The 12,569-nt window shown below is 68.0% G+C and carries 12 protein-coding genes; 3 read left to right on the forward strand and 9 right to left on the reverse strand.

All coding sequences use genetic code 11. The features are described 5' to 3' along the window. Nucleotides 1-82 precede the first annotated feature (82 nt). From ALIDE2_RS06805 to ALIDE2_RS06840, 8 genes are all read right to left on the reverse strand, one after another. Nucleotides 83-697, reverse strand: a complete 615-nt coding sequence (locus ALIDE2_RS06805) for a nitrous oxide reductase accessory protein NosL (protein ID WP_013721661.1) — start codon at nucleotides 695-697, stop codon at nucleotides 83-85. A gap of 51 nt (nucleotides 698-748) precedes the next feature. Next, a complete protein-coding gene (locus ALIDE2_RS06810) occupies nucleotides 749-1,285 on the reverse strand; it encodes a nitrous oxide reductase accessory protein NosL (RefSeq protein ID WP_013519889.1) in 537 nt (178 codons plus the stop codon). Beyond that, nucleotides 1,282-2,097, reverse strand: coding sequence for an ABC transporter permease (locus ALIDE2_RS06815; RefSeq protein WP_013519888.1), 816 nt, complete (start codon nucleotides 2,095-2,097; stop codon nucleotides 1,282-1,284). The genes ALIDE2_RS06810 and ALIDE2_RS06815 overlap by 4 nt, the downstream gene beginning before the upstream one ends. Before the next feature lie 15 nt (nucleotides 2,098-2,112). Further along, nucleotides 2,113-3,015 carry an ABC transporter ATP-binding protein gene (locus ALIDE2_RS06820; protein ID WP_202190501.1) on the reverse strand — a complete coding sequence of 301 codons (903 nt, stop codon included), beginning with the start codon at nucleotides 3,013-3,015 and terminating at the stop codon, nucleotides 2,113-2,115. A 4-nt stretch (nucleotides 3,016-3,019) separates the two neighbouring features. Beyond that, a complete protein-coding gene (locus ALIDE2_RS06825) occupies nucleotides 3,020-4,288 on the reverse strand; it encodes a nitrous oxide reductase family maturation protein NosD (RefSeq protein ID WP_013519886.1) in 1,269 nt (422 codons plus the stop codon). Continuing rightward, complete coding sequence (locus ALIDE2_RS06830; RefSeq protein ID WP_013721662.1) at nucleotides 4,285-6,906, reverse strand: NosR/NirI family protein; 2,622 nt, start codon at nucleotides 6,904-6,906, stop codon at nucleotides 4,285-4,287. Before ALIDE2_RS06830 ends, ALIDE2_RS06825 begins: the two co-directional genes overlap by 4 nt. A gap of 63 nt (nucleotides 6,907-6,969) precedes the next feature. Continuing rightward, complete coding sequence (gene nosZ / locus ALIDE2_RS06835; protein WP_013519884.1) at nucleotides 6,970-8,904, reverse strand: TAT-dependent nitrous-oxide reductase; 1,935 nt, start codon at nucleotides 8,902-8,904, stop codon at nucleotides 6,970-6,972. A 21-nt stretch (nucleotides 8,905-8,925) separates the two neighbouring features. Continuing rightward, a complete protein-coding gene (locus ALIDE2_RS06840) occupies nucleotides 8,926-9,285 on the reverse strand; it encodes a hypothetical protein (RefSeq protein WP_013519883.1) in 360 nt (119 codons plus the stop codon). Nucleotides 9,286-9,512: 227 nt separating this feature from the next. Here ALIDE2_RS06840 and ALIDE2_RS06845 point away from each other — a divergent pair, with 227 nt between their 5' ends. Both ALIDE2_RS06845 and ALIDE2_RS06850 read left to right on the forward strand, forming a co-directional pair. Beyond that, on the forward strand, nucleotides 9,513-9,926 hold the full coding sequence (locus ALIDE2_RS06845) for a c-type cytochrome (RefSeq protein ID WP_013519882.1): 414 nt from the start codon (nucleotides 9,513-9,515) through the stop codon (nucleotides 9,924-9,926). 19 nt (nucleotides 9,927-9,945) lie between these two features. Continuing rightward, nucleotides 9,946-10,986 (forward strand): FAD:protein FMN transferase, encoded by a 1,041-nt coding sequence (locus ALIDE2_RS06850; protein WP_013721663.1) that lies wholly within the window; start codon nucleotides 9,946-9,948, stop codon nucleotides 10,984-10,986. Between the two features lie 101 nt (nucleotides 10,987-11,087). On the opposite strand, the gene ALIDE2_RS06855 is transcribed toward ALIDE2_RS06850, so the two are convergent. After that, nucleotides 11,088-11,933 (reverse strand): symmetrical bis(5'-nucleosyl)-tetraphosphatase, encoded by an 846-nt coding sequence (locus ALIDE2_RS06855; RefSeq protein WP_013519880.1) that lies wholly within the window; start codon nucleotides 11,931-11,933, stop codon nucleotides 11,088-11,090. Nucleotides 11,934-12,247: 314 nt separating this feature from the next. Here ALIDE2_RS06855 and ALIDE2_RS06860 point away from each other — a divergent pair, with 314 nt between their 5' ends. Further along, complete coding sequence (locus ALIDE2_RS06860; protein WP_013519879.1) at nucleotides 12,248-12,544, forward strand: H-NS histone family protein; 297 nt, start codon at nucleotides 12,248-12,250, stop codon at nucleotides 12,542-12,544. Nucleotides 12,545-12,569 lie beyond the last annotated feature (25 nt).

The following is a 12,569-nucleotide window of genomic DNA, read 5'->3' on the forward strand; positions in this document are numbered from 1 at the left end:
CGGGCTCCCGTTGAAATTTCATGCAAAAAAGGCTTCTAGCGCTTGTGCAGAAAGCGCTGGAAGCTATGATTTCGATAGTCCGTCAGTGCTGGTGGACGTGGCCGCCTCTGCCGGCCAGTTCCGCGATCAGCGCCGCGTCGATCGCGCCGAAGGCCAGCTCCGTGCCGCCGCGCTGCGCGGCGAAGGCCTGGGCGGCCTCGCGCGTGGCGAAGGCGGGCAGGTTGCCCGCGCGCATCGGCCCCCTGGCCGACGATCCGTGCACGTAGTAGGCGCCCAGGGCGTCGATCCAGCGCGCGCCGCCGTCCCCCGCGGGCGCGGAGGCATCGGTGACGTAGTGGGCCACGATGCTCTCGGCGCTGCGGCCGGGGCTGTAGCGCGCCACGTCCTGCAGGTACATGAACAGCGACAGCGGCGAGTCGAAGAACTGCGCGTCGCCGTTGTCGAAGATGACCTGCGCTGCCCATTCGCGCGAGCGCGCCGGGAACATGCCGCAGACGGGGCAGCGGGCGTCCGCCGGTATGGCGCGCGCCGCCGTGGGCGGCAGGCCCGAGGCGGGGTCGTAGTGCGTGGGCGGGGCGACGATGCACACGTCCGGTGCCGGTGCCGGTGCCGCCTGGGGCGCGAGTGCCTTGCGCACCGCGGGTACGCTCCACGGCGCGCTGGCCGCCAGGGCCGCGAGCGCGCTCATGGCCAGCATGCGCCTGCGGCGCTGCTGTAGTGGCGGGAGTAGGGGCGCGGCGGGCATGGCTTACATGCGCGTGTCGTGCAGCGCGCCGCCGCTCAGGTCCACCATGTCCAGCTTGATGTCGGCGAAGCGCAGCACCTTGCCGCCGTACTCGCCGGCGAACCTGGTGGCGTCGGCCTCCTGGGCGAAGCTGGCGATGGTCGGGCCCATGGAGCCGTGGCGCTTGCTGCCCAGCACGTAGACGGCCGCCTTGGCGTCTATCCAATGGCCCTTGGGCTCGTCCCAGCTGGCCTGGCCCATGTCCTGCACGTAGACGGCGCGCACGGGCCGCACCTGCTCGCCCGCGAGCAGGGTGTTGAACAGCTCCACCGTGTCGCAGAAGAAGGCGGGCTTGTCCTGGCCGGCGTAGTGGATCTGCGCCTTGGGGCCGGGGTAGTCGGAGAGCAGCATGCCGTCGAGCTCGCAGGAGGTGGAGCGGTCGATCTCCACGGGAGCGAGCGATTGCGCCTCACCGGGCTTGTCGCCGCAGGCGGCCAGCAGGACGGTGAAGGCGGCCAGGCCCAGCGCGCGGCGGCGGGTGAGGCAGGAACAGGTCGTCATGGCTTGAATCTCCATTGGGCAAGAGCGAGCGGCAGCACGATCCAGGCGGCCATCACGCCGCCCATGATCAAAGGGTTGCCCAGCGATGCGGGCACGACGCTGGCCAGGCCGTAGAGGGTGCGCACGTCCTCGAGCGAGAACACGTTGAGGATGCGGAACACGTCCGCGGGGTTGAGCAGCAGCAGCCAGGCGAAGGCGTCGCCCGCGAACTGCCCGCCGGTGGTCACGAGCAGGCCCAGCAGCAGCAGGTCGAACACCAGCACGAAGAAGAACCAGGTAGCGATGGCCAGGCCCGAGGCGCGGGTGCGCTCGCGCGCCAGCACCGAGATGAGCACCGCCAGGCTCAGGAACGCCAGGCCCAGCAGCACCGAGCTGAGCATGAAGCCGCCGTAGTGGAACAGCGCGTTGGCGCTCATGTGGCGCCACAGCAGCACGGCCACCAGGCCGAAGCCGGCCACGGTGGAGAGGGCGAGTGCGGCGGCCAGCCCCAGGTATTTGCCCAGCAGCAGCTCCAGCCGCGTGATCGGCAGGGCCAGCAGCAGGTCGAGCGAGCCGCGCTCGCGCTCGCCGACGATGGCGTCGAAGCCCAGTAGCAGGGCGATCAGCGGGATCAGGTAGATGACCAGGCTGACCAGGCTGGCGATGGTGAACTCGATGGAGCGAAAGCCCACCTGGCCCTGCTGCGCGCCGCCGAAGTAGGCGATGACGAGCGAGAACACGGTGAAGACGAGCGCGACGGCCAGCACCCAGCGGTTGCGCATGCGGTCGCGGAATTCCTTCGCGGCGACGGTGAGGATGGGGGTCAATTCCATGGCGGCCATCCTTTATCAGGCGGAAAGACCGAAGAACATGTCTTCGAGCGAGGGCTCCTGCAGGCGCAGGTCGCGCACGCGCGCGCCCAGGGGGGCGAGGGCGGCGAGCACGGCCATCTTGTGCGTGCGCGCGCACTGCAGCTGCAGGCCCGTGGGCGTCTGCGCGGGCTTGGCGCCCGTGGTCGCGAGCAGGGCGTGCAGGGCCTCGTGGCAGTCTTCGGGGGCCATGTCCACCTCCACGATGAGCGGCAGGCCCGTGCGCTCGCGCAGCTCCTGCACGCTGCCCACCGCCTGCACCTGGCCCGAGGCCAGGATGGCCAGGCGGTCGACGCGCTCCTGCAGCTCGGCGAGGATGTGCGAGGTGATGATGACGGTGACGCCGCCGGCCTGCAGGTCGCGCAGCGTGGCGTAGAAGTCGCGGATCGCCTGGGGGTCCAAGCCGTTGGTGGGCTCGTCGAGGAACAGCACGCGGGGCTTGCCGAGCAGGGCCTGGGCGAACCCCAGGCGCTGGCGCATGCCTTTGGAGTATTCGCGCACCGGGCGCTTGCCTGCGTGCGCCAGGCCCACCTTCTCCAGCATGGCCGGGCAGTCCTGCAGCGGCGCGCCCTTCAGGCGCGCGAAGAAGTGCAGCGTCTCCAGGCCGTCGAGGTTGTCGTACAGCACGACGTTTTCCGGCAGGTAGCCGAGCTGCCTGCGCGCGGCGCGGAAGTGCCGCCCGCCCACGGGCGTGCCGGCCACCAGGATGGAGCCCGCGGTGGGCGCGAGCAGGCCCAGCATCATCTTGAACAGCGTACTCTTGCCCGCGCCGTTGTGGCCGATCAGGCCGAAGAGTTCGCCCGGGGGAATGTCCAGATCGACGCCGTCGACGGCATGCAGCGCGCCGAAGTGCTTGTGCACGCCGCGCAGGGAGATGGCCATCTGCTCACTGGCCGGGGAAATGCTTGCCACGCCATTGACTCCAGTCTTGGTGGTAGGGGCGCATGCGCGGGTGGGGGTCCACCACCGAGGGCACGCGCAGAACGGGAAACTGCTGGCCCACCAGGCGCAGCGCTTGCACGGCGGGGCTGGCCAGCAGCAGCTTGATGCTGGGGTGGCGCCAAGTCAGACGGTCCACCATGTCGTTGGCCTCGTACTGCACGTCGCCCATGCCATCGCCGTTGCGGTCCCAGCCCAGGTAGTTGCTCCAGTAGTTGCCGCGCCTGGTGCCCCAGCGCTCGTCGCGCGCACCCACGTAGCGCACCTGCTCGCGGTTGGCGATGAAGTCGTTACCCTCCACCTCGTTGCGCGTGGAGCCCGCCGACAGGTGCACGCCCACGGTGTTGTCCACGACCAGGTTGTCGTTGAGCTTGATGTACTCCACGTCGTAGATGAAGAAGCCCCGGTTGTTTCCGGCCACGACGTTGCCCTCGATCACCGAGTCCTGCAGCGTGCGCAGCATGATGCCGTGGTCCGAATTGCCCCAGGCGCGGTTGCCCCGCACCTCCTGGTTGCGCACCTCCATGAGCGCCAGGCCGCCGCGGTTGTAGTACGTGTCGTTGTCCTCCCACAGGTTGTAGTAGGAGTTCATGTAGTGCGTGCCGTAGCGGCTGTGGTGCAGCCGGTTGCCGCGGAACACGGCGTGGTGCGACACGTCCACGTACAGCGCGTCGCGCACGAAGCTGATGTCGTTGCCCAGGATCTTCGCGCCCTTGGTGTTGTACAGCTGCACGCCGTTGCCGCGCTGGGGCGAGGCGTATTCGCGCTTGCCGGTGATGGTGTTGTGCTCTATGAGCACGTCGTCGGCCTTCTCTATCCACAGCCCGAACAGGTTGTAGGTCAGGTCGCAGCGGCGCACGATGGCGCGGTGCGCGCCGGGGTAGAGGTAGATGCCGGCGTTCTGGTCCTTGAGGTCGTCGCCCGAGTCGCGCACGATCAGGCCCTCTATCACCACGTCGGGGGCGGTGACGCGGATGGTGTCGCCCTGGTTGCCGCCGCTGATGGTAGGGCGGTCCAGGCCGCGCAGGGTCAGGGGCTTGTCGATCAGCAGGTTGGCGCGGTACTGGCCGCGCGCCACCTCGATCACGTCGCCTGGCCGGGCCTTGGCCACCGCGGCGGCCAGGTCGTCGCCGGGGCGCACGCTCAGGGTGGCTGCCTGGCAGGCCCCGGCGATGCACAGCGCCAGGGCCGCACCTAAGTGGGACAGGGAGGTCATGCGATGAGCCAGCCCAGGGTCTTGAGCACCAGGAACAGCGCAGCGCCAATCATCAGGTTCTTGAATCCCACGTAGCTCATCATGTCCATCACGCCGGCGACGCGGTACTGGTCGCGCCACCAGGGGCCATCCTTCACATAGCGGCGGCCGGACAGGCGGATCAACACCTCGTACACGCTCCAGCCGAACCACCAGCCGATGATAGCGCCCGAGGACAGGTGGCCCAGGGCGGCCTGCACCCAGGCGATGGTGGCGGCAATGGCCAGCGCCAGGCCGGCGATCTGCAGCGCCCTCTGGCTGTGCCAGCCCTCGCGGCTCCAGGGCCACAGGTGGTCGCGCAGCTCCAGCCACAGCCACTGCAGCAGGCCCACGTCTTCCTTGTGCGCGGGCAGGGTGCGGTCGGTGGGCATGCGCGGGTCGACGCCGTCCTTGGCCTTGGGCGAGATCTGGTCCTCCACCTTGGCCGGGTGGATCGGGATGAAGTAGCCGTTCTTGCCGATGGGCGTGATCTCCAGGCCGTCCTTCTCGCGGCGCTTGCGCTCCTTGGCCAGGGGCGGGCAGCCCTTGGTGTCGGTGTACAGGATCATGCAGTCCAGGCAGTGCAGGCACTCGCGGTGGTCGATGCGGCCGTCGGCGTCGATGGCCTGGGCGCCGCAGCCCACGGCGCAGGCCTTGCAGCTGTTGCAATCCTGCTTGCGCTTGAGGCCGAACCAGCGGAAGGTGCTGGGCATGGCCAGCGACGCACCCAGCGGGCAGATGTACTTGCAGTAGGGCCGCTCGATGAAGATGGACACGCCCAGGATGGCGGCCACGAACAGGCCGTAGGGCCAGGCGCGGTTCATCACGCCGACCAGGAAGGTGGTCTTGAAGGGCTCGACCTCGGCCAGCTTCTCCGCCAGGCCCATGGAGAACATGGACACCGTGAGCAGGAAGAAGAACACGGCGTACTTGACCCACTTCAGGCGGTCATGCCATTTCTGCGGCAGCGCCGTTTGGAAGCGCTTGAGGCCGATGGCCTTGGCGATCTTGAAGATCGCCTCCTGCAGCGAGCCGAACGGGCACATCCAGCCGCAGAACAGGCCGCGGCCGAACAGGAACACGGTGACGATGATGAAGATCCAGAACAGGAAGATGAACGGATCGGACAGGAACAGCGACCAGGTCCACTGGAACAGCAGCGAGTGGAACCAGGTCAGCACCTGGGTGATGGAGGGCTGGGCCATGTAGCCGAAGCCGATCCAGAAGATGCTGAGCGCCCAGAACGTGTACTTGAAGCCGTTGACCGGCCACTTGTTCTTGTGCGTGGACAGCCGGGTGAGCCTCTCGCGCAGAGCGTAGACCACCGTGACGGCCACCAGCAGCAGGCCGAACAGGCTGATGGGCAGGGCCTGCGACTTCCAGATGCGCACCCAGGGGGCGGCGGGTTCCTCGACCTTGGGGCGGCCGCCTTCGAGGCTGCTGGCGGGCAGCCAGTACTTGGACTCGAACACGGCGAAGCTGCGGTGCCCAGTGGCGCGGTCCACGCGGTTGCCCAGGAAGGCCAGCTTCCAGGGATAGGCCGCGGAGAACGAGGGCGAGCGGATGATGAAGATGGCCGACTCGGTGTAGCGCGGCGCGCCCCCGGCCTCCAGGCCGTAGAGGTTGTACGAATCCAGATCGCGGAAGGTGAAGGAGTCCGCGCCCTGCTTGACCTGCACGCGGTCGAAGATGCCGCCGCGCACGAAGCCCGAGCCCTTGAAGGACTCCTGGCCCGCGGTCTTGATGACGAACAGCGCGTTCTCGCCCTCCTTGAGGCGCGAGCGCAGGCTGTCGAACGCGTTGTCGCCCAGCACGCTGCGGCCGATGTCGGGCTGGTTCAGGTCGCCGAACCACAGCTCGATGAAGGGCTCGGGGCCGCGCGGCAGGCCGACCTGCTCGGGCTTGACGAGCAGCTGCTGCACCGCGCCCATCTTCACGAGCTGCGCCCAGTCGTATTTCTGGCCGGTGGTGGCGAACTTTGCGGGCTCACGCACCGTGGGCGCGATGATGCCGGTCTGGCGCGCGACGGCGGCGCCCGAGGTCATGACCACCTGGTTCTGCGCGACGACGGTGACGGTGGCGCCCGAGATGGCGTCCACGCCGGTCACGTTCTCGTCGGGGCGCGAGGGGCCGACCTCGATGGTGTCGGTCACCGACTTGCCGACGTACTGGTTGTTGAAATTGATGAGGGCCGATTCCGGGATGCCCAGCAGCAGGATGGGCTCGGAATGCTTGAGCACCTTCAGGCCGACGAAATGGCCTTTCGTGTCCATGCCGATGAGGGTCACCACCGGCTTGCCCGAGTAGGCGGGCGTGTCGGTGATGTCGGTGGACAACATCACGTAGCCCAGCAGCTTCTTCTGGGCCGAGTCGTTGTCGTAGGCCTCGACGTAGGGTGGCTGGCCCTTGCGCTCGGAGAAATGCGTTGCGCCCGGAAAGACCTCGGTACACGGCAGCAGCGAGCACATGTCGGGCGTGCTTGCCAGGTTGGCGGGCAGCTCGGCCTCGTAGGCGCCGGCGTGGGCGCGGGGCGCCTGCAGGGCCAATGCCATGAACAGGGCGAAACAGAAGGCTGCGAACCGTTGACCGAGGGAAAACATCACACTTGTCCAGATAAAAAAAGGCAGGGCTGCGGCAAGCGCAGCACCTGCCCGGGGGGCCTATCAGGCCTCGACGATCATGCGCGTGCGCATCTCAAGGTGCAGCGCATGGCAGAACGTGGAGCAGTAAGCCCAGAACACGCCAGGCTTGTCGGCCACGAAGGTGACCGACTTGGTCTCCAGCGGGTTGATGACGAACTGGATGTTGTACTTGGGCAGGGCGAAGCCGTGCGTCAGGTCCTCGATCTTGTCCAGGTTGGTCAGGATCAGCGTGACCTCGTCGCCCTTCTTCACGGTGAACTCGCGCATGCTGAAGGCCGGCGCCTGCGAGGTGAGCTTGACGGTGACCTTCTTGCCGTTGCGGAACACGCCTGATTCCTTGGCGTCCTTGACGGCCAGCGGGAACTCGTCCAGCTCGTACACCTGCTTGGGCTTGAGGAGGTCGCGCTTGAAGATGATGAAGTCGTGCGGTTCGCCGCGCACCGGGTGGTCGGCCAGCAGCACCATCTTCTCGCCCGAGATGTCGATCAGTTGCTCGTTCTCGGGGTGCAGCGGGCCCACGGGCAGGAAGCGGTCCTTGGAGAACTTGCAGCCCACGGCCAGGAACTTGCCGTCGGCGGCCTTGGTCTCGGACTGCGATGCGTTGATGTGGCCGGGCTGGTAGTGCACGTCGATGCGGTCCACCACGTACTTGGCGTTCTTGTCGCCCTTGTGGAAGGCGATGGCCTTCTCCACGTTCCACTTGACGATCTGGCTGTCCAGGAACAGCGTGGTGTAGGCGTTGCCGCGGCCGTCGAAGGCGGTGTGCAAGGGGCCCAGGCCCACTTCGACCTCGGCGACGATGGCGTCGTCGAGCTTCTCCATCTTGCCGTCGAACCAGTCCAGCACCTTGGCGAGCTCGATGGTCGTGGTGGTGGGCGAGAGCTTGCCGGCGCAGATGAAGTACTTGCCGTCGGGGCTGGCGTTCACGCCGTGCGGGTTCTTCGGAACGCTGACGTAGGCGACCAGGGCCGTCTTCGGGTCCTTGTTGGCCTCGTGCGTGCCGTCCACTACGGGCACCTTGTTGCCATAGGTCTTGAACTTGCCGGCCTTCACGGCCTCCTCGATGCGCGCCACGTTGAAGAACAGGCAGGCGTCGCGCTCGGCGGACATCATGTCCTCGTAGTGGATGCCGTTCTCGGTGTTGTACTGGTTGGTGGCCGCGAGCTTGCCATCGTACGAGGTGGCGACCAGGTCGCAGTTGCCGTCGATCAGCACCTGCCAGCGCACTTCCATGGTCTCGGCGTCCACGCAGGTGAACAGCGAGCGGTACTTCTCGGGAGCATTCACGTCCTTGCCGTCGTTGGGCAGGGGAATGGCGAACTCGCCGCCGCAGAACACGCGCGTCGTGTAGTTGATCGCGGGATCGACCGGGTCGGCCTTGTCAGGGAAGATGCCGTGGAAGCCCTGCACGTTGGGCAGGTCGGTGATCTTGTCGCAGACGAAGTAGTCCAGGCGGATGCGTGCGATGCGGGCATTGATCTTGTCGTTGACCCAGGCGTAGCGACCGTCGTAATTGCCGTCCTTGTACGAGGCATGCAGGTGGTGGGTGTCGGCCACCGTGTAGCGCAGGTTGCCGTCGGGCTTGGTGCCCATGACGGCCTTGGATTCGTTGGTGATGCCCCAGCCCACGAGCGCGTCGGGCACGAAGCAGGGAATGCGGTGGATCTCGCGGCCCGAAGGCAGGCCCAGCACGCGCACGTCGCCGTTGTGGCCGCCGCTCCACAGGCCGTAGTAGGTGTCGAGCTCACCGGGCTTGAGGTGCACGTTCGCGCCGCTGCCGGCATGCGCGGCCGGTGCGGGCGCGGAGGCGGGGGTGCCCGATGCCGCCGGGGACGCGGCGGGTTTGTCGTTGCAAGCAGCGACGCCTACCGTCAGGCCCGCCAGCGCGGCGGTGTTGATGAAACGGCGCCGGCCCATGCCGACGGTTTCGGTGCCCAGGTCTTCTTTCTTGCTCATGAGGTCCTCTTTCAGGGTGTGTTAAACGGAAAACGATGGTGGGCCGCGCGCCGGCGGCGGCGCGGCCATGGGAGCGATGGCCGGCGCCTCGGGTGGCGGCGCGGGCTGGGAGTGAACGATTGGCAGGGCAGGCTGGGCGTGCGCGGCGGGCTGCGGCGGCGCGCTGCCCAGCAGGCACAGCCCGCAATCCATGCCCAGCGTGTCGAGCACGGCGTTGCCGGTCTTGGCATGCACCACCAGGGTGGCGCCGCTGCCGGCGGAACAGACCAGCTCCATGCTGCGGGGCTGCACCAGCGGGGAGGCCAGCGTCGCGCCCAGGCTGAAGATGAACCACGCGGCGATCCACCAGCGCAGGCGGTTCAGGGATCGTAGGGTGTCCATGGCGGCGGTAGGGAGTCTGGTGGGGTGTGAATGCGGATCGCCCCCTTTGGCGGGGGCAGACAAATGTTCACTTCAAATGTTTGTTTGGATGTTGATTTACATCAACCAAGCTATTCTGGAAACTACCAAACTGGCGCCCCATGCCAGAGGGCAGGCTCGTCGCATGGAGCGCGAGCTGCGATGCCCCTGGCTTTGGACGTCTGGACTACAAAAGAAAGGCTTTCTCGATGAACAAGACATCCCTCACGATGGCGCTGGCCGCCGCCGCCCTGGTGCTTGCCGCCTGCGGCAAGAGCGAGGCGCCGGCATCCGCGCCGGCACCCGCACCCGCGCCGGCGGCAGAAGCACCGGCCGCTGCTCCGGCACCCGCCGCGCCGGTTGCGGAGAACACCGCCGGCAAGAGCGCGTACGGCAAGACCTGCGCCATGTGCCACGCCGCCGGCGTGGCCGGCGCGCCCAAGCCCGGCGACAAGGCCGACTGGGGCCCGCGCATCGCCCAGGGCAAGGAGACGCTCTACAAGCACGCGCTCGAGGGCTTCACCGGCGCCAAGGGCCAGATGCCCGCGCGCGGCGGCAATGCGTCGATGAGCGACGAGGACGTGAAGGCCGCCGTGGACTTCATGGCCGACCAGTCGATCTGACAAGGAGGGAGTGCGCGCCATGAACAACGGATGGCAAGGCGGACGGCTGTCGCGGCGGCGCTTCGCCCTGGCGCTGCCCCTGCTGGGCGCCGTGGCCTGGGCCCCTGCGGGCATGGCGCGGGCCGCGGGGCCGCAGCGCGCGAGCCGCAACCTCATGGGCACGCGCGTGGACATCGTCGCCGACGGCGGCGATGCCCGGCAGCTGCAGGCCGCGATCGGCCTGGCCTTCGAGGAGATGCAGCGTCTGGAGGCATCGCTGAGCCGCTACCGCGAGGACAGCGTGGTGCGGCGCATCGGACAGGCGGCCGGGCGCCACCCGGTGGCCGTGCCTCCCGAGGTCATGGACGTGCTGGCGAGCGCCCAGCGGGTCTGGCGCGAGAGCGCGGGCGCGTTCGACCCCACCGTGGGTGCGCTGTCGGGCTGGCATTTCGAGCCCGGCCGGCAGTCCATGCCCGCGTCGGCCGAGATCGCCGCGGCGCTGCGCCACGTGGACGCGCGCCAGCTGCAACTCGATGAGCGCGCGGGCACGGCCTACCTGGCCGGGCGCGGCATGGCGCTCGATCTGGGCGGCATCGCCAAGCTGCCCATCCTGGCGGCGGGCCTGCGCGTGCTCGAACGCGAGGGCGTCGCCAATGCGCTCGTCAATGGCGGCGGCGACGTGCTCGCCAGCGGCCGCCTGCAGGGCCGTCCCTGGCGCGTGGGGGTGCGCGATCCGCGCGCGCCCGACAGGCTGCTGGGCGCGATCGAGGTCGAGGGCTTCGGCGTAGTCGCGTCCTCGGGCGACTACGAGCGCGGCTTCGTGCACCAGGGCCGGCGCCTGCACCATGTGCTCGATCCCCACACCGGCTGGCCCACCACGGGCGTGCACGGCGTGGCGCTGCTCGCGCGCGACGTGCGTGCCGTCAACGGCTGGGGTACGGCGCTCATGGTGCAGGGCATGGCAGCCGTGCCGGCCTGGAGCGCGCGCCACCCCGGCGTGGCCGTGCTGGCCGCCGGCGCCGATGGCGTGCTGTGGCGATCGGACGCCATGGCAGAGGCGCTCAAGCCCGTCAGCATCTAGAAAACGATAGCTGCCAGCGCTTTTTGTAAGCCGATTCCAGGTGGTTTCTACCATGGAATCGGCCCGTGGAAAGCGCTGGCAGCTTTGCTTTTGATAGCGACCTATTCCCCGGGCCGCTGCTGCTGCGCGCACTGCACCTTGCAGTGCTCGCGCTCGGCCAGCGTGGCGCCGAAGCGCACGGCGCTCAAGGCGCCGCCCCAGACGCAGCCCGTGTCCAGCCCCTGTATGTCGGGCCGGCTGATCCAGCCCAGCGTGGACCAGTGGCCGAAGGCGATCAGCGTGCCGCTGGTGCGCCGGCCCGGCGCATCGAACCAGGGCAGCAGCCCGGCGGGCGCATGCGCGGCGCTCTCGGTGCTCTCGAAGTCCATGCGCCCCTCGGGCGTGCAGAAGCGCAGCCGCGTGAGCGCGTTGACGATGATGCGCAGGCGGTCCGCCCCCTGCAGGCCCGCGTCCCACTGGTCCGGGCTGTTGCCGTACATCTCCCGCAGGAAGTCCGGGAGCGCCGGGCCGCGCAGCATGGCGTGCACCTCGTCCGCAAGCGCCAGCACGTCGTCTGCGGACCATTGCGGCAGCACGCCCGCGTGCACCATCAGCAGGTCGGTGCCGCCGTGGCGCACGCGCCGCGCCAGGGGTTGCTGGCGCAGCCAGTCGAGCAGGGCCTGCCTGTCGGGCGCCTGCAGGACGTCTTGCAGCGTGTCGCGGCGCGAGGGCGGGCGCACGCCATGGGCCGTGGCCAGCAGGTGCAGGTCGTGGTTGCCCAGCAGTGCGCGCACGCTGTCGCCCAGCCGCATGCAGCGGCGCAGCACCGCGGCCGAGCCGGGGCCGCGGTTGACCAGGTCGCCCAGCAGGTAGACGGTGTCGCGGCTGGGAGAGAAACCAATGGTGGAAAGCAGGCGCCCGAAGGCTTCGTCGCAGCCCTGGATATCGCCCACGCAATAAAGAGCCATGTTTTTGTCGTTGGTAGTGGTGGTGGAAAACCGCGATTGTCTCGCGCCGCGCCCGGTCCTGGCGCCTGCCGCGTGAATCCGGCAGCCCCGCCGCAGCGGGTTTTCATTAGTAACAGGTTGAATCAGGCACGTCGATTCACGGTGTTTTCGGAGATGCCGGTGAAGCAAGGTGAAAAATCCGGGAGCGGACCGGGATCGGGAACCATAGTCTGTTACAAGGCGGCTCCATGAATTGAGCATGGACTTTAACGGTGATTCGATTGTTTCCTTATAATCGCCCTGCTCATTAATTTTCAACCACCCGATATACCGCTATGAACGCAAGCTACAAAGAATTGCTGAAGCAACGCGAGGCCCTTGAACAGCAGATTAACGAGGCCCGCCGCCGCGAACTGGCGACGGCCGTTGCGCAGGTGCGCGAACTGGTGGCCGAGTATGGTTTGACGCAGCAGGACGTATTCCCCACGGGGCGCACCGGCCGCACGTCTGCTACCAGCGGCGTGAAGGTGGCGCCCAAATACCGTGATCCCGTGACGGGCCAGACGTGGACGGGCCGTGGCAAGGCGCCCAAGTGGATTCAAAACGAGGACCGCGAGAAGTTCGCTATTTGAATGGCGCTATTATCGGCCCGCGCCG

Origin of the sequence: Alicycliphilus denitrificans K601 (genome assembly GCF_000204645.1) — a bacterium.
Classification (GTDB): Bacteria; Pseudomonadota; Gammaproteobacteria; order Burkholderiales; family Burkholderiaceae_C; genus Alicycliphilus; species Alicycliphilus denitrificans.